The sequence below is a fragment of the Mucilaginibacter arboris genome (assembly GCF_009754915.1).
Classification (GTDB): Bacteria; Bacteroidota; Bacteroidia; order Sphingobacteriales; family Sphingobacteriaceae; genus Mucilaginibacter_A; species Mucilaginibacter_A arboris.
In genome coordinates this window covers 97,303-114,869 of the sequence record NZ_WPIK01000007.1, presented here as the reverse complement: position 1 = coordinate 114,869, position 17,567 = coordinate 97,303, and the positions used below count along the sequence as shown (strand labels likewise).

Sequence of the window (17,567 nt, the reverse complement as noted above, 5' to 3'; positions counted from 1 at the left end):
TTTTATATTTATAAAATTATATGAATTTAAAATATGCCTTAACAGGGGTCGCTATAGTAGTGGCCTCTCAGGTTTCCTATGCACAATATAGTGGAGATGCTTATCGCTTTTCACAAACACAAACCGGTGCTACCTCCCGTATTAAAGCCATTGGCGGTGCTTCTACCGCAGTAGGTGGAGACTTAAGTTCTGTGAGCGGAAACCCTGCCGGTATTGGTTTTTTCACTAAATCAGAACTAAGTATAACTCCTGAGTATAATAATTCGAATGTACAATCAAATTATTTTGGACAAAACAGTAATAGTACCAACAACCATGTTAATTTAAATAATGCTTCTGTGGTTTTTTACAACCGGCTAAGTACACCGCGTGGACGCGATAAAACCAAAGGCTGGCTAAGTTTTAATTTGGGTGCATCTTATAACCGTACTAATAATTTTTATAGAACAGAAACCTATGCAGGTACCAATCCCAGCAGTTCAATTGCTAATTCATATGCACAATATGCTAATATAGACAATGCTGCTAATGGAGGGGCTGGGATTACTGATGGCACGTTACAAGCTTGGGCGTATAATCAATCTTTGATTGATTTTTATAATACTCCTAACAGATTTCAGTCTAATGTGGTTTCTGCAACCAATCAGGCCAACAGCAGTGTTACCAGCGGAGGACAATCAGAATTTAGTTTAGCTGGTGGTGCTAATTACAGCAACAAATTATATTTAGGTTTTGGTATTGGTATTACCAGTTTGAGGTATAACACAAGCAGAACTTTTAATGAAACTGGCACTGCTTCTATATTAATTAACAATGTGGCAACTAATTCCGGCTATAATTCTCAATACTACCAGGATCAATCTTCCATTGGTACAGGCTTCAATGCTAAAGTTGGCTTTATTTATAAACCGGTTGAAGCTGTCCGTATTGGCGCTTCTTTTACCACGCCAACCTGGATGACTATTTCTGATAACTACGCCGAAGCTTTACAAACACTTTATGCACAAGACCCTCCAGCTTATCTTAACAGCACTGGCAATCAACCTTATTTAACTACTTATAATTTGCGTACGCCGTTAAAAGCAAGTGGCGGAGTGGCTGTGTTTATAGGTAAATATGGCTTTATTTCCGGCGATGTTGAATATGTCGATTACAAAGGAATGAAGTTGAGTAGTGGTGATTATGATGCCTCTCAAGATAACTTTGATTTGGCACGCCTTTACAAATCTACTGTAAATGCTCGTATCGGCGCAGAAGCTAAATTAGAAGATTTCTTTATAAGAGGAGGTTTTAATTACCAGGGTAACCCCGAAGTTGGTATTGGTAGCCCGGTAAAAACTAGCAGTGCAGGTATAGGTTATCGTTTTGGTAAATATTATATTGATGCAACTTATCAATATGTGATGCACAACACTACCGTTTATCCTTACGAACTTGATCCGGCTTATAACACTGTTTTAAGTCCGGGGGCTAACCTTAAAAACACTTACAACAATGCCTTCCTTACTTTAGGTATGCGTTTTTAAAGAAAGAAGATTTTTCATAAATGTAAAGCCGCTGTAAAAAACAGCGGCTTTTTTTATGCGGTAAAAGAAGTATCAGGAATTAACAAGACCTTAGCTGTACGAAATATTATGGCTTACAAAAACCTGCAACATTTTATAGATACGCTTGAAAAAGCCGGCGAACTGGTACGGATCAAAGAAAAAGTTGATCCGAAATTAGAAATAACCGAAATAACCGACCGTGTTTCTAAGCAATATGGCCCTGCTTTGCTGTTTGAAAATACTGGCTATGATTTTCCTGTGCTGATCAATTCCATGGGAAATTATAAACGCATGTGCATGGCTTTAGGCGTGGAAGAAATGGACGATATTTCTAAAGAAATTGAAAGCTTGTTTAAAACCCTGACCGGGCCAAAAGACACCATTTTAGATAAATTGAAAATGTTGCCGAAGTTAGGACAGATTTCCTCCTGGATGCCGAAAACCATTTCGGGGAAAGGCACCTGCCAGGAAGTGGTCATGCAAAACCCCGATATGACCAAACTGCCGGTTTTAACCTGCTGGCCGGAAGATGGCGGCCCGTTTGTTACACTTCCGGTTATCCATACCAAGGATCCTTTAACCGGAATCCGCAATGTGGGCATGTACCGGATGCAGGTTTTTGAACCGCAACTAACCGGAATGCACTGGCATAAACACAAAGTTTCTGCACGCCATTTCCAGGAATATAAAAAGTTGGGCAAAAAAATGCCGGTTGCCGTTGCTTTAGGCGGAGACCCGGTTTATACTTATGCTGCAACCGCCCCCTTGCCTGATGGAATTGATGAGTATATGTTAGCCGGTTTTCTCAGAAAGAAAAAAGTAGAACTGGTACAATGTTTAACCCAGGATGTACAAGTTCCGGCGGATGCAGATTTTATTATCGAAGGTTATGTTGACCCGGAAGAAGATTACATCTGGGAAGGTCCGTTTGGAGATCATACCGGTTATTATTCCTTAGCCGATTGGTACCCGCGTTTTCATATCACCGCTATTACACATCGTAAAAATGCGGTTTACCCGGCCACGATTGTTGGCATTCCGCCGCAGGAAGATGCCTGGATTGGTAAAGCAACCGAACGTATTTTCCTCGCTCCTATTAAAATGACGATGGTGCCGGAAATTGTAGATATGGTTTTACCAATGGAAGGCGTATTCCATAATTTGGCAATTGTTAAGATCAGAAAAGATTATCCCGGACAAGCGATGAAAGTGATGAACTCACTTTGGGGCGCCGGACAAATGATGTTCACCAAAATGATTGTGGTGGTTGATGGCGATGTTAACATTCAGGATAACGCAGCAGTTGCAAAATACATTTCTGAAAATGTTGACCCGCAGCAGGATTTTATTTTCACTTCCGGTCCGATGGATGTGCTGGACCACTCCTGTTCTAAAGCTGCTTTTGGCGGGAAAATGGGAATCGATGCAACCAAAAAACATCCGGAAGAATTAAGAACAAACGAAGAAAAAGTATCGATAAAAACAGCATCAGCCATAAACAAGGAAGCCATTAAAATTCAAAATCCTGCTATTACGGACATGAATGATTCTTTGCTTCAATTAGGGATTTCGCTGATTTTTATCTCCGTAGAAAAAACAAAACCTGACCAGATCGAAGAACTTAACCAAAACCTGTTTAAACAAGGTTTGCTGGACGAAGTTAAAATTGTGCTTTATCTCGACCATACAATTGATATTTCTGATACGGCTGATGCCGTTTGGCGCTTTGCCAATAATATCGACCCAAAACGGGATGCTTTTGTTGTTAAGGCAAAAAACAATCAAAGCCTTTCTCATATTGGTTTTGACGGAACCAGAAAAACCAAAGAACTGGACGGTTTTGAACGCGACTGGCCAAACATCCTGGCAAACACAACCGAAGTAATTGAAAAAGTTGATGAAATGTGGCCGCGTTTAGGTTTAGGCGAGCTGATCAAATCACCTTCGTTAAAATACCAGAAGCAACTTTACAAAGGCGGAGCCGTGGTTTCAGAATAATGCTTCTTTTATCAGCATAAAATCAAAAACCTCGTTTGCTATTAACAAATAAGGTTTTTTATTGATAAAAGAAGTATTAGGGAATATGATTTGTCGGCATTATTCAAAAACCGGCAACCTGCAACCCTTAACTTACAACCGATCTCAGTCCTGATTGATAAATGAACGCAGCATCCAGGTATTTTTCTCTTTGTATTGCATAAACCCGTTCACCATATCATTTGTTCCCTGGTCTTCTGCGTTATCTGTTATTTCTAATATTTCGCGTTCCATTTCAATTAAAACGGCCATATCATCAACCAAAGCTTTCACCATAGCATCTTCGGGCATTCCAATTGTATTTACTTCTTTTATCTTAGAAGTTTTAATATAATCATTAAAAGTGCTGTAAGGCGGTTTTCCTAACGTTAAAATACGTTCTGCTAGTTCATCAATTGTAGTTAAAGCAGTTGTGTATAATTCTTCAAATTTTACATGTAATGTAAAGAAGTTGTGGCCTTTAACATTCCAATGGCAACCTCTAATTTTTTGATAATGAATATGATAATTTGCAAGCAAATCGTTTAAATGATCTACTACGGGTTTAACTTTATTTTCTTCCAGGCTTATTGCTTCCGCTTCCATAATTAATTTAATGTTTTTTATCACCAACACCGTTAAACTAAGTATTGTTTTGATCGGTGTTAACCCAAGTTTTATCCCCTACTTTGCAAACAAATGTCAGTAAAATTAAACCCAGTTGTTGATCATACTTTTTCCAGCTTGATCTGGAAATTAGAAAGTGATGCAGCAAATGATTTACTTTATATAGAAACCAGAAGTGCTGAAAACCAATCAACCGGTTTTTCTTCGTTTAATATAAAAACCGGGCAGGTGAATTTTCTTGAACTGGTTCCGGAAGAAAAATGGCTGGTTGGTATGGATGGCGGCCGGAAAGGGATACTCTTTTTATACGGTTATAAATCCGGCCAAAGCCCGGAACACAAAGGCATTATTGCTTTAAATGGGTTAACCGGGAAACAGGTTTGGGCAGATTACAACCTGGTACTGGAAACATTTACAAAGGAAGGCATCGTAGCTGCCGACCAGCGTTTTCAAACGAAGCGGAATGTGTTGCTTGATTATAAAACAGGGAACGCCTTAACCGATATTAAGAACCAGCAGGATGATGTAGAACCGGTTCAATATCCTTTTATGCTTCGTTTACTGCCAGAAAATATTGCTGCTTTAATTACCGGGACAATAACTGGCGATGTATGTTGTTTAAATTACAATTCGTACTTAATTATATCTTTGCACTCCAAAAATAACGGATATTTGGTACAACAGCTTTTTATTATCGAAAATGATACCCTAATATATCACGATTTATTGAACGAAAACATACAAAAGTTACAACCCGAAGCGTTTGTACTGATAAAAAATCATCTCGTTTATCTAAAAAATAAAATTAACCTTAAAGTTTTGAACCTTTAAACAGGAATTATAAACATGTTAAAAATTAAATACTTAGCCACTGTGCTATCGTTTTTCAGTCTTTGCAACCCTCTTTTTGCACATCCTTTAGCTGATTCTGTTGGTATCGAAAATCAGAATGGCAAGATGATCATTCTGCATAAACTCGACCCAAAAGATAATTATTACTCCATTGCAAGGCGTTACAACGTTAGGCCGAAAGCAGTGATGGATTATAACAACAATGCAAAAATGCAGATTGGCGCTATTATTAAAGTACCAACCGAACGGGCTTTTGTATCAAATTCTTCACCGGTAAAAACAGCATCGCCGGTAAATCCATCTTACACCAAAACCACTACCACAGAAGTTACCACAACTGCTGCAGCAGTAAATACTAATGCAGACCAGCCGGAATACACACAGTATAAAGTATCAGCCGGAGAAACGCTTTATGCTATTTCCAGGCGTTTCCAAGTTAAAGTTGATGATATTATTAACTGGAACAGTTTAAAAAGTAATAATTTAAATGCGGGGCAAATATTACGCATCAAACGCGAAGAACCGCAACCTGCAGCAGCGCCCGTAATAACGGCACCAGCAGAAACGGTGATGACGGAACCAAAAGACCGTACACTAAAAAGAGATTCTACACGTGTTACCACTGCATCAGACAGCTCCTCCGGTAACCGCCGTTTGCCAAATAACCGTTACGGGTTAACAGAAAAAAACGAAAAAGGAACGGCCGTTTGGATTAACGACCCAAACCTGGACCCTAAAAAGAAATATGTATTGCACCGTACTGCACCGGTTGGAACAATTATTAAAATTACCAACCCGATGACCAACAAAACTACTTTTGCTAAAGTTGTGGGCAGTTTTACAGAGAACGAAACCAATAAAGACGCTATTGTGGTGATGACTAAAGATGTTGCCGAATCTTTAGGGGCGTTAGATAAACGTTTTTATGTAAATTTAAGTTACGGCAGTCCGAACACGAATGAACAATAAACCTTTTGTAATTGGTATTGCCGGTGGCAGCGGATCTGGCAAAACCTTTTTTCTAAACTGCTTTTTAGAACATTTTTCTAAAGATGAAGTGTGTTTGATCTCTCAGGACGATTACTATATTCCGGTTGCAGCAGGAATGACAGCAGAAGAAAATAAACTATATAATTTTGATCTGCCAACTACCATTGACGAAGCTGCTTTTATAGCCGATGCGAAAAAGCTGTTAAACCACGAAACAGTTTATAAAAAAGAATACACGTTTAATAATGCTTCTGCTGTTCCAAAAATCCTGGAAATTAAATCGGCACCAATAATTATTATAGAGGGTTTATTTATCCTGCATTTTAAGGCAATTGCAGAAATGCTGGATTTAAAGATTTTTATTGATACGGAAGAAGAAGTTGCTTTACACCGCCGTTTAAAGCGCGATTTGATAGAAAGAGGCTATTCTGCAGAAGATGTAAACTATAAATGGATTAATCATGTATTGCCGGCTTACAAAGAGTTTTTGCTTCCGCACAAGCATCATTGCCATAAAATTGTGATCAACAATACACAGGTTGCAGAAGATATTATCCGTATTACCAGAGATATTTCTAAAGAAATTAGAGATACAGTTTTAAACTGATAAAAGAAGCATCAGCAAAAAACCTGATGCTTCTTTTATCTGCAAAAAATTTAAGGCCGCCGGCTTTGGTAACAAACCTTGTGTATAAAGCTTAGCTTTTCTACTACAACAGGTGTAATTATAAACGGATATAAATCTCTATTGCCCATACTTCGGTTAATGCTGTTCATGGCAAAACTTACTGGCAACCAGGTAGCAATAATTTTGGTAAAATCAGCAATCTCATAAGGATCTTGCTTTACATCTACATCTAAATGATCTGCTGATTTTGCAATTTGCGGATGCACACTTAAACCAAAAGAAGAACTGGTTTGCAGCGTATCCATAATATGCAGGTAGTGTGCCCAGGTTTCTGCCCAATCTTCCCAGGCATGAGAACTTGCGTAAGAACTGATGAAATGTTCGTTCCAATCAGCAGGAGGGCCTTGATTATAATGCTTTTGCAAAGCTTCGCCGTAATCTTCACGGTCATCACCAAACAATTGCCTGAATTCTTGTAAATAAACAGAGTTATCGATCAGCCTGTCCCAATAATAATGTCCAACTTCATGCCTGAAATGGCCAAGTAAAGTACGATAGGGTTCCATCATTGCTTTACGCGATTTTTCGCGTTCCACATCATCTGCTTCTATAATATTTAAGGTGATCAAACCATTATCGTGGCCTGTTAAAACACGTGGTTTCCCTTTTAAATCTGCTAAAAAATCAAATGTTAACCCTTTTTCTTCGTCATTTTTTTTACTTATTAAAGGAAGCCCCATCTTTAACAAACTGTACACTAAACGGTGCTTTGCATTTTCGATAACACGCCAATGTGCTTTTGCTTCGGGCTGATTTAAATTTGGAATGGTACTGTTTAAGTTGCAAGCCTGGCAATAAGGTGTTTCGCTGTCTTCTTTTACCAGCCAGTTGCAAACACCGTACTGATAGTTAAGGCAGTAACGATATTTTTGTTTTGTTTGATTATAAATGGTGTAAGTTTTATCTCCGGCAAAAACAAGCGGATATAGTTTCAAATCTTTCGCTTCAAAACCCAACGGATAACCACATTGAACGCAACTGGTATTTTCAAAATAAATAATTTGACTGCAATGCGTACATTTAAAAATTTCCATTGATGAGAATAATATTTTTTTTACTAAACTCACATTCTGCCTTTTTGATTGACTTCATACAGATTATTCGTTAGCTTGATTTATTCAGGGTTACTTTGCCAATCCGATTATTGCCCAAAGCGCTCCGATTGATATAATCGCCCATAAAAATACACCTTGCAACAAAGGCTTTGTGCCTACTGCTTTTATCACCTTAAAAGATAAACCGGAACCAATTAAAAACAAGGTAAGTGTTAAACCAGTTTTAGCGGTTCCAACAATATATGGAGTCAAAGTATTTATAAAAGGCAGGTAAGTATTTGCAATCATGGCAAGAATGAATAAACCGATAAAATAAGGAACAGCAACTTTGGTTTTATCAGTTTTGAACAAAAAAGCTGTACCAAAAGCTACCGGAATAATCCATAAAGCACGCGCTAATTTAACTGTTGTTGCCACTTGCAAAGCAATTGGGCCATATTTACTTGCTGCACCAACTACAGAACTGGTATCATGAATGGCAATGGCGCACCATAAACCAAATTGGGTTTGTGAAAGATGCAGGGCATGGCCAATCATCGGGAAAATAAACAAGGCAATAGAATTGAGGATAAAAACAGTTCCTAACGCTACAGAAATTTGCTTTTCTTCGGCTTTCATTACCGGAGAAAGGGCTGCGATTGCACTTCCACCACAAATTGCTGTACCAGCAGAAATAAGAAAAGATGTTTTTTTATCAATTTTCATCCATCTTCCCACGAAAGCACCTAACGCTAATACGCTAAAAATAGAAACAATGGTAAATAAAACACCTTCCCTTCCGGCTTGCATCGCACTGAAAATATTCATGCCGAAACCTAATCCTACTACCGATACTTTAAGTAATAGGTTTGTTGCCTGATGATTAAGGTGAAGATATGGATGCTTAATAGTTTGGGCAATAATCAAACCTAAAACCAAAGCCAACGGTGGCGACATAAAAGGCGCGAAACAAAAAGCGGCGGCGACAAGAAATATAATTTTTCTGCTTCGTAAACTTATATTTATAGGAGAAGAGTTATGATTTGTGAAATTTACAGCTTCCATTTTTCTTTGTTTTGTTGAACAAAGATGAACAGACAGCACAAGCCGGACAAGTTGCTAATTTTAATCTGCCATTACTTTAAGTTATGATAATGCTTGGCAAAACGCATAAATATTTCTACTAAACCTTCTGCTTTTCCCTGCAAACGGATCATATAAAACTTTCGTTCTATAGTTAAACCTTCTACATCTATTATGCGTAACTCTCCGTTTTGCAACTCTTTAGCAACAGCGTGAACAGATAAAAAAGCCATACAATTGGTATGTAAAAGATATGATTTAATGGTTTCTGCATTACCCAGATGGATTTCGACATTCAAATCAGCGATGCTTAAACCTAAACTTTTAAAAGCATAATCAATTACTTCCAACGTTCCTGAACCTTGTTCTCTCAAAACAAGACGAACTTCTTTTAATGATGCTGTTTTTATCGATGCTTTTTTTGCCCAGGGATGATTTTTGCTGCAAACCAGTACAATTTCATCTTTAATAAATTCATGGTAACTAATTTCCTGGTTTTTGGAGCGGCCTTCAATCAAACCTAATTCTATTTCTCTGGCTAACAGTGCTTTTTCAATCTGTTCTGTATTTCCGTTAATTAAACTAAGTTGTATAGCTGCAAATTTCTCCTTAAAACCTGCTAATAGGGGCGCAATTACATATTGGGCAATCGTTGTACTTGCGCCCATTCTTAACAAACCCTGGTTGTGCTGTGTTAAATCATGCAAATCAAAATCAATGCGGCGGTAAACAGCAAAAATATCTTCAGTATGTTTAAGAAGCAATTCCCCTGTTAAACTTAGCTTAATTTTATTACCGTTCCGCTCAAACAATTTAGTTTTATATTGTTCTTCCAGTTCACGAATATGTTTGGTAATGGCAGGTTGCGTAATAAATAGTTCTGTAGCAGCTTTAGTAAAACTCAATCGCTTGGCAACAGTATAAAAAACTTCTAATCTAAAATCAGCCATTGCGTCTAAAATAATGATTAATTTTTCCGAATCTAATTTTTGTGCTGTAAAAGAAGCATATCACTACCTTTATACCATTCTTAGCCCCGCCGTTCCCCATTAATTATTTCTGCTTTCCCCAATCAATTCGATGTATAAAACAATTACTTTTTTTTTAATTGCTTCCCTATCATTTCAGCGTACCTCTGCACAACAAACAGACACGTTAAAAAAACTGCAGGAAGTAGTTATAAAAGCTTATTTAACCCAGCAACCGCTTTTAACTGTTCCGGCAGCAGTTGGTACAATTAATTTGCCGCAACTGCAAATGCAATCCGGTTTTTCGCTCGTTCCGGCAGTAAATACAGTACCGGGCGTACGGATGGAAGAACGTTCGCCTGGAAGTTATCGACTTTCTATTCGTGGAAGTTTATTGCGTTCGCCTTTTGGAGTGAGAAATGTGAAGATTTACATGGATGAATTTCCGTTAACGGATGCTGGCGGAAATACTTACCTCAACCTGCTTGATTTAAGTGCGATACAAAACATTACTGTTTTGCGTGGCCCGGATGGAAGTTTATACGGCGCTAATTCCAACGGTGTGGTTTTGATCGATCCTTTTGGCAGCCATCAGCAGGAAAGTACAGCTTCTGTTGGGTTTGATGCTGGCTCTTACAACAGCTATCGCGAAAATATAGCGGTAAAAGAAGCATCTAAAAATAACCAGCTCAACATCAGCCAAAGCTGGCAACAATCGAATGGTTACCGGCAAAACAGTGCTTTAAAACGGAAGTTTATACAAGCTGCTGATACCTGGACTTATGCTGCAAACGGACAATTAAAAGCTTTATTTTTTTATACTGACATAGATTACCAAACGCCAGGCGGTTTAACGCTGCCCGAGTTTCTGCAAAACCCGCAGGCAGCACGGCCTGCAACTGCAACTTCGCCCGGGGCCATAGAGCAGCATGCAGCAGTTTACAATAAAACTGTTTTTGGCGGTGTTGCTAACGAGTCTTTTTATCTGCCTAACCTTAAACATGTTATTGCTGTTTACGGTATGCACACCAATTTTGATAACCCTTTTATTACCAATGAAGAAGTAAGATTAGAAAACACAATTGGTTTAAGAAGTTATTTGGAACTAAGCAGCAAACAGCATAATCAATTAGACTGGAAATGGGATTTGGGAACAGAAATGCAGCAAACCAAATCTGACATCAACAATTACGATAACAATAAAGGTGTGCGTGGTAGTTTACAGGCTTCAAGCCATATCCTCAGCAAACAAAGCTTTTATTTTACGCGCTTTGCTGCAACGATTATCAAAAAAATTCATGCTGAAACTGCGCTCAGTTTAAACAATTATAGTTACAACTTTACTGATGTTGCTGCCTCAGCCGGTAATAATCATTTCAAACCTGTACTGATGCCGAGGGTTGCCTTATCTTACCAAGTAACCAACAATTTTGCCTGGCGCGCAACTGTTAGCCGCGGTTATTCTACACCTGCAACAGCAGAAGTAAGGCCAACCAGTAACATCATCAATAATAATTTACAGGCAGAAAAAGGCTGGAATTACGAAACCGGTTTCAGAAAGCAAAGTACAAACGCACGTTTTAATATAGATGCTGCTGTTTTTTATTACCGCTTAAACAACGCAATTGTGCGTAGGTTAAATGATAACGGAACAGAATATTATTTGAATGCCGGCGGAACAAACCAGGCAGGAATAGAAACTTCGGTAATTTTCCAGATCATCCCTGCAAATGCAAATGATTTTGTCAGGAGTTTAACAATTAGCAACAGCTTAACTTTAAGCAGGTTCCGTTTCCGCGATTATTTCAATGCAAGCGCAAATTATTCGGGAAATAAATTAACAGGTGTTCCGGCAACAGTATCAGTCAGCCAGTTAAATGCAACGTTCCCTGCCCGGTTCTACTTCTTTTTACAGCACAATTATACTGCAAAACTTCCGCTTGATGATGCCAATACAGCTTTTGCAAACGCTTACCATTTGATACAAACTAAAGTTGGCTGGAACAAAAACCTCAGCAAAAAAACTAACTTAAACATTTATGCTGGAATTGATAATTTACTAAATCAGCATTATAGTTTAGGTAATGATTTAAATGCAGTTGGATTAAGATATTATAATGCTGCACCACTTCGTAATTGGTTTGCTGGCATTCAAGTTCAGTTTTAAACAAAAAACCGATACTGTTTTTATCTTGATAAAAACAGTATCGGTTTAATAAAAACTTATAACTATAATTATTGCCTTACAAAACTGTAAACCACGTAGCCGGTTTTTCCTCCGTATTCAACTGGCGATTTTATAGTCATGGTATTACCTGTATTAGCTGTAACTAATAAACGGTAACCTTCTGCTACATCTTTAGGCTTTTGATTCTCTGCTAATTTTTTCAACTGAAATTCTGCCCCGTTTGCACCCGAAGAAAATGACCAGTAAATGTTCTGTTTCGTGCCAACCGGACAACCGGTTGCATCGTTGTTAATTAAAAAATTACCATTTCCGCTATTGGTTAATTCCCAGGTACTGTTTTCGAAACATTTATAGGGCGCAAAACCAAATACAGATTGTACATTTTGTGGAAGCAATCCTTGTAAAGAAACGGCAGTTATTCCCCACTTTCCAGAAATTTTTCCTCGGGAAATAGCATTAGGGTTCTTTTTAAGACTTGAACAAGCCGAAAAAGCAAAGCTGATCATCAGAGCAGTTACTGCTATTAATAATGATTTTTTCATAATAAATATTTTGTTTTAGGTTGAGAAAGAAAAGATTGTAAATATAATTATCCTTTTACTACTAAAAAAATATATACTAATCTTCTTTCTCTGTTGAGGTTTATTAACAGAAACAATATTTATTTGTTGATAAAAGCAGCAAAAAATGCAATGTTACTTTTTATTCCGCTCGATCCAGGATTGATAAATCTCCTGGAAAACTGTTTCCAAGGATTTTGTAATCCCCCAATTCGGATAATGCGACTGCATTTTCCGTAAATCGCTGTAATAGCAAATATGATCGCCAATGCGGTTGGTTTCGCTGTAAGTGTATTTCATTTCTTTTCCGCTGATACCTGAAATGATATCGAAAGCTTCCAGGATAGAACAAGTATTCTCTTTCCCTCCGCCTAAATTATAAACTTCTGCTACACGCGGCGCTTTGATAAATTCTTCAATAAAACGGGCTACATCAAAAGAGTGGATATTATCGCGCACCTGTTTGCCTTTATAACCAAAAACAGTATAAGGTTTTCCTTCGAGATTACATTTAATCAGATAACTTAAAAAGCCATGCAGTTCTACACCTGTATGGTTTGGCCCGGTCAAGCAACCGCCACGTAAACAAGCAGTTGGCATATTAAAATAACGGCCGTATTCCTGCACAGAAATATCTGCCGAAACTTTAGAAGCGCCAAATAAAGAATGTTTGGTTTGATCTATTCTGAAGTTTTCGGCAATGCCGTGTTCATAATTCTGATCAGCGTAATCCCAGCGCTTTTCCAGTTCTGCCATTTCAATTTCGTTCGGTGCATCACCATAAACCTTGTTGGTTGACATGTGCACGAACGGGACTTCGGTATTATATCTCCGCGTAGCTTCCAACAGGTTAAAAGTACCGACCGCATTCGTATCAAAATCATCAAAAGGAATATCGGCAGCACGATCGTGGCTGGGTTGCGCAGCAGTATGAACGATGGCATCAGGTTTTACAGTGCTGATCAATCCGATCACGCCATTGCGGTCACGGATATCCAGTTCATGGTGATGAAAGCTTTTGATCCTGCTTTTTAAACGGCTTTCGTTCCAGCGCGTATCGCCATTGGCACCAAAAAAAACAGCGCGCTGGTTATTGTCAATTCCGTGGATTTCCCAGCCGAGATCAGCAAAATGGATACAAACTTCTGAACCTATTAATCCTGACGATCCTGTTACTAATAATTTTTTCATGTATAAAGTATCAGTTGCTTGTATGAGTTTATGCGTAAAAAAGTTTCAGAAAAGTATTTTAAGGGCAAAATAATTACAACCGGCCATCTGCTTCGCCAGCTTTCAATGCTCCTTTTATATCATAAATAATGGCGCGCTGCTGGTTTTTTAAACTGTTTAAATCCAACTCCTGAAATTCCTGATGTGCCACCGAAAGAACAATAGCATCATAATTATTTTTTAACTGTTCAGGCTGATTAAAAGTTGCAAAGCCATATTCCTGCTTTACTTCTTCCGGATCGGCCCAGGGATCGTAAACCGTTAATTCCGTTTCAAATTCGTTAAAAACCTTTACAATATCAATCACACGTGTATTGCGGACATCCGGACAATTCTCCTTAAACGTAAAACCAAGGATTAAAACTTTAGCCTGTTTAACCGGAATATCCTTTTTCACCATTAATTTGATTACTTCCAGTGCAATATACGCGCCCATCCCGTCATTTAATCGTCGCCCCGCTAAAATAATTTCGGGGTGATAACCTACTTCCTGTGCCTTTTGTGCTAAATAATACGGATCGATGCCCGTACAATGGCCGCCCACCAAACCTGGCTTGAACTTTAAAAAATTCCATTTCGTACTGGCCGCTTCTAAAACTTCGCCGGTATCAATTCCCATTAAATTAAAAATTTTGGCAAGTTCGTTCACAAAAGCAATATTGATATCGCGCTGCGAATTTTCGATCACTTTTGCCGCTTCGGCTACTTTAATGCTTGGCGCCAGATGTGTTCCTGCCTCAATAATTTCCAGATAAAGTCCGTTTACAAAAGCAGCGGCTTCGGGCGTAGAGCCGGAAGTGATCTTTTTGATGTTGACCAGTGTATGTTCTTTATCGCCTGGATTGATCCTTTCTGGAGAATAACCTGCAAAAAAATCCCGGTTAAACCTTAAACCGGAAACAGCTTCCAGAACGGGTACGCAGTCACCTTCTGTTAAACCCGGATAAACCGTTGATTCATAAATCACCAGGTCGCCTTTTTTTAAAGCTTTCCCAACCAATGCACTTGCTTCTTTTATCAGCCTTAAATCCGGACGGTTATGCTGATCTGTCGGCGTGGGCACCGCAATAATAAACACGTTGCAATCCGCTATTTTTTCTGCTTCCGAAGTACAAAAAAGCTTTCCGTTTGGGGCAAGAACAGCTTGCAGGCGTTCGGCTTCTACTTCGCGCGTACGATCAAAACCGGTAAGTAAACCGGCAATTCTTTTCACACTTACATCAAAGCCAATTACTTCAAATTTGGATGCAAATTCTACTGCCAGCGGCAAGCCAACGTAACCTAAACCAATAACAGCAATTTTAACCCGGGCAGGTTTTGGGTAGATAGAATAGGGTTTTGTTCTGCTTAGATCGGGCATCATGAATTGAGAGAGGGCAAATATATCAATTTTACCGAAGCAAAAACCAGTAATTAAGGCCGATGGATCAGGTGTTATAGATCTGATATACTCCTTTTACCACCCTTTTTTCTGCATCGCCAACTAAAACCGTGGCGATCTTTTTCTGGATCATCAGGTTTTCTGCTTCGCTGATAAATTCATTTTCGGCAATAATAACCGGGTTTGGGTTGAAGATATCTGCAATTTTAATAGTAGAAGTATCCGGGAAACGCATCAATCCGCGACGCAGGTCGCCATCGGTAATAATGCCTTCTGCCTTTTCTTCATCACCAATAATTACCAAACCTAAACGCCCTGCCGACATCTTTAAAATCAGGTCGGTAAAAGAAGCATTAGCTTTGATAAAAGGCAGGTTGTCTGTCCGCATTAAACCTTTTACCCGCGTTACTAATTTTCGGCCCAAACTTCCGCCCGGATGAAAGCGGGCAAAATCTTCCTGCATAAAATTCCGGGCTTCCATTAAAGCAACAGCCAAAGCATCGCCTAAAACCAGCATGGCTGTAGTTGAAGAAGTTGGTGCAAGCTGCAAAGGACAAGCTTCCTGCGTTATGACTAAGTTAAGGCAACAATCGGCATTTCTGGCCAGAGTAGAATTTGGGTTTCCGGTGATGGCGATGATTCGATTTTTATGCCATTTAAGAAAAGGGATTACTTTAAGCACTTCGTCTGTTTCTCCGGAAAAAGAAATCAAAACAATTACATCTTCTTTGCTGATAATCCCTAAATCGCCATGAAAAGCTTCGCTCGGATGCAAAAAAAAAGCTGGCGTGCCGGTACTGGAAAGTGTGGCAACAATTTTTTTTCCGATCAAACCCGATTTCCCGATTCCGCATACAATTACTTTGCCTTGGGTATTTAAAATCAGTTCTACAGCTTGCTCAAAAGTTTCGTTGAGATGATTGGCAACGCGTTGTAACGATTCTATTTCTGTTTGAAATACCCGTTTGGCAACTGCTAACCTGCTACTTTCCATCGGCCAGTTCGCTAATCAAATTTTCTACATCTTCTAAATAAAGCATATTTGGCCCGTCGCTTAAAGCATTGTCCGGATCAGGATGTGCTTCCATAAAATAGCCATTTGCACCGAAAGCTTTTGCGGCGCGCGCCATAGATGGTACGAACTTTCTGTCGCCGCCAGTTTTGCCCCCTGCCCCGCCCGGCCTTTGTACGGAATGCGTGCAATCCATACAAACCGGATGACCAAATGCTTTCATATCATCGATATTTCTGAAATCGACCACTAAATTGTTATAGCCGAAAGAGTTACCGCGTTCTGTTAAAATGATTTGGTTATTGCCTGCTTCTACCACTTTTTGTGCCGGGTAGAACATATCCTGACCGGATAAAAACTGCGCTTTTTTAATGTTCACAATTTTACCGGTTTGAGCAGCAGCAACCAATAAATCTGTTTGCCTGCATAAAAAAGCGGGAATCTGTAAAATATCAACTACTTCGGCAGCAACTGCAGCCTGAAAAGGTTCGTGAATATCGGTAGTTACCGGTAAACCAAAATTCTCTTTTACGGCTTGCAACAATTCCATTCCTTTTTCTATTCCCGGTCCGCGATAAGATTTGATCGAAGTGCGGTTGGCCTTATCAAAAGAAGATTTAAAAATGATGTTTACATCTAACTTTTCGCGGATGGCAACCAATTTTTCTGCCACTAAAAACAGCAGTTCCCGGTTTTCCATTACGCACGGGCCGACGATAAAAAAGGGTTTGGTTTGGAGGAGGTTGAAATCCATTGGCTTTATTTAAATATGAAGCCCAAAGATAGGAGTTGAAGCAGAAAAAGTGTAAGTTGTTTAGAATTACTACTAATTAGTAATGACCTTTTAAAGAGTGTATAATTATTTTTTCATCTTGCAATTCATAAATAAGCCGATGCTCTAAGTTTATCCTTCTTGACCATAATCCAGTTAAATCATGTTTAAGCATTTCTGGTTTCCCAATCCCTTCAAATGGTTCTTCGGAAATAGCTTCAATCAATTGTGTTATTTTTTTTAAAACTGATTTGTTTCCGCTTTTAACCCAAAAATCTAAATCTGCTTTAGCCTGGGGTTGAAAGACTATTTGCATAGTTCTTTCAATTCGTCAAGTGTTATTACCGTCCCTTTTCCATCTTTCAAATCCTGTTGGGATTGCTTAATCTTGGCCACAAACTTTGGGTCATAAGGGCTTTTTTCTGTTTCAAAATCCACTTTTAAAGCTTTAGCCAAGGCTTTAAAAACAGACAGTTGCTCTTTATTTTTAGGATGAAGGATTAAAATTTCCATATTTCAGATTTATGATTTTTATTTTTCGCTTGCTAATGCTTCTTTTATCGGTAAATAAATTTGTTAAGCTACAATTAAAAGTAAAAAAACCTTCTGAAATTATTTT

17 protein-coding genes are annotated in these 17,567 nt (G+C 38.7%); 6 read left to right on the top strand and 11 right to left on the bottom strand.

The window, feature by feature from the left end; genetic code table 11:
* The first annotated feature begins 20 nt into the window (after nt 1–20).
* Both GO621_RS09300 and GO621_RS09295 read left to right on the top strand, forming a co-directional pair.
* On the top strand, nt 21–1,526 hold the full coding sequence (locus tag GO621_RS09300) for an OmpP1/FadL family transporter (RefSeq protein WP_157566313.1): 1,506 nt from the start codon (nt 21–23) through the stop codon (nt 1,524–1,526).
* Between the two features lie 108 nt (nt 1,527–1,634).
* A complete protein-coding gene (locus GO621_RS09295) occupies nt 1,635–3,545 on the top strand; it encodes a menaquinone biosynthesis decarboxylase (protein WP_157566311.1) in 1,911 nt (636 codons plus the stop codon).
* Between the two features lie 144 nt (nt 3,546–3,689).
* On the opposite strand, the gene GO621_RS09290 is transcribed toward GO621_RS09295, so the two are convergent.
* A complete protein-coding gene (locus tag GO621_RS09290) occupies nt 3,690–4,169 on the bottom strand; it encodes a Dps family protein (protein WP_157566309.1) in 480 nt (159 codons plus the stop codon).
* Nucleotides 4,170–4,262: 93 nt separating this feature from the next.
* Between GO621_RS09290 and GO621_RS09285 the strand changes: the two genes are divergently transcribed.
* The 3 genes from GO621_RS09285 to GO621_RS09275 are packed head-to-tail and all read left to right on the top strand — an operon-like array spanning nt 4,263 to nt 6,639.
* Nucleotides 4,263–5,021 carry a DUF4905 domain-containing protein gene (locus GO621_RS09285; RefSeq protein WP_157566307.1) on the top strand — a complete coding sequence of 253 codons (759 nt, stop codon included), beginning with the start codon at nt 4,263–4,265 and terminating at the stop codon, nt 5,019–5,021.
* Between the two features lie 15 nt (nt 5,022–5,036).
* Nucleotides 5,037–6,011 (top strand): DPBB and LysM peptidoglycan-binding domain-containing protein, encoded by a 975-nt coding sequence (locus tag GO621_RS09280; RefSeq protein WP_157566305.1) that lies wholly within the window; start codon nt 5,037–5,039, stop codon nt 6,009–6,011.
* Entirely contained in the window at nt 6,001–6,639 is a 639-nt protein-coding gene (locus tag GO621_RS09275; RefSeq protein WP_157566302.1) for a uridine kinase family protein, read from the top strand. Before GO621_RS09280 ends, GO621_RS09275 begins: the two co-directional genes overlap by 11 nt.
* 50 nt (nt 6,640–6,689) lie before the next feature.
* Here GO621_RS09275 and GO621_RS09270 read toward each other — a convergent pair whose 3' ends face one another.
* The 3 genes from GO621_RS09270 to GO621_RS09260 all read right to left on the bottom strand — a co-directional run bounded on the left by GO621_RS09270 (nt 6,690) and on the right by GO621_RS09260 (nt 9,787).
* Complete coding sequence (locus GO621_RS09270) at nt 6,690–7,754, bottom strand: zinc-binding metallopeptidase family protein (protein ID WP_157566301.1); 1,065 nt, start codon at nt 7,752–7,754, stop codon at nt 6,690–6,692.
* A gap of 90 nt (nt 7,755–7,844) precedes the next feature.
* Nucleotides 7,845–8,819 (bottom strand): YeiH family protein, encoded by a 975-nt coding sequence (locus GO621_RS09265; RefSeq protein ID WP_157566299.1) that lies wholly within the window; start codon nt 8,817–8,819, stop codon nt 7,845–7,847.
* A gap of 71 nt (nt 8,820–8,890) precedes the next feature.
* On the bottom strand, nt 8,891–9,787 hold the full coding sequence (locus GO621_RS09260) for a LysR substrate-binding domain-containing protein (RefSeq protein ID WP_157566297.1): 897 nt from the start codon (nt 9,785–9,787) through the stop codon (nt 8,891–8,893).
* Nucleotides 9,788–9,917: 130 nt separating this feature from the next.
* Here GO621_RS09260 and GO621_RS09255 point away from each other — a divergent pair, with 130 nt between their 5' ends.
* Complete coding sequence (locus GO621_RS09255; protein WP_157566296.1) at nt 9,918–11,972, top strand: TonB-dependent receptor; 2,055 nt, start codon at nt 9,918–9,920, stop codon at nt 11,970–11,972.
* Between the two features lie 68 nt (nt 11,973–12,040).
* On the opposite strand, the gene GO621_RS09250 is transcribed toward GO621_RS09255, so the two are convergent.
* The 7 genes from GO621_RS09250 to GO621_RS09220 all read right to left on the bottom strand — a co-directional run bounded on the left by GO621_RS09250 (nt 12,041) and on the right by GO621_RS09220 (nt 17,461).
* The gene (locus tag GO621_RS09250) at nt 12,041–12,535 is read right to left on the bottom strand and encodes a hypothetical protein (protein WP_157566294.1); all 495 of its coding nucleotides are present in this window, start codon (nt 12,533–12,535) and stop codon (nt 12,041–12,043) included.
* A gap of 153 nt (nt 12,536–12,688) precedes the next feature.
* Nucleotides 12,689–13,744: an NAD-dependent epimerase/dehydratase family protein gene (locus tag GO621_RS09245; protein WP_157566292.1), complete on the bottom strand. Its 1,056-nt coding sequence runs from the start codon at nt 13,742–13,744 to the stop codon at nt 12,689–12,691.
* Between the two features lie 73 nt (nt 13,745–13,817).
* A complete protein-coding gene (locus GO621_RS09240) occupies nt 13,818–15,143 on the bottom strand; it encodes a nucleotide sugar dehydrogenase (protein WP_157566519.1) in 1,326 nt (441 codons plus the stop codon).
* A gap of 67 nt (nt 15,144–15,210) precedes the next feature.
* Entirely contained in the window at nt 15,211–16,158 is a 948-nt protein-coding gene (locus GO621_RS09235; RefSeq protein WP_157566290.1) for a KpsF/GutQ family sugar-phosphate isomerase, read from the bottom strand.
* Complete coding sequence (gene kdsA, locus GO621_RS09230; RefSeq protein ID WP_157566288.1) at nt 16,148–16,930, bottom strand: 3-deoxy-8-phosphooctulonate synthase; 783 nt, start codon at nt 16,928–16,930, stop codon at nt 16,148–16,150. The genes GO621_RS09235 and kdsA overlap by 11 nt, the downstream gene beginning before the upstream one ends.
* A 76-nt stretch (nt 16,931–17,006) precedes the next feature.
* On the bottom strand, nt 17,007–17,264 hold the full coding sequence (locus GO621_RS09225; protein ID WP_157566286.1) for a Txe/YoeB family addiction module toxin: 258 nt from the start codon (nt 17,262–17,264) through the stop codon (nt 17,007–17,009).
* Nucleotides 17,255–17,461 carry a DUF2683 family protein gene (locus tag GO621_RS09220; RefSeq protein WP_157566285.1) on the bottom strand — a complete coding sequence of 69 codons (207 nt, stop codon included), beginning with the start codon at nt 17,459–17,461 and terminating at the stop codon, nt 17,255–17,257. Before GO621_RS09220 ends, GO621_RS09225 begins: the two co-directional genes overlap by 10 nt.
* Nucleotides 17,462–17,567 lie beyond the last annotated feature (106 nt).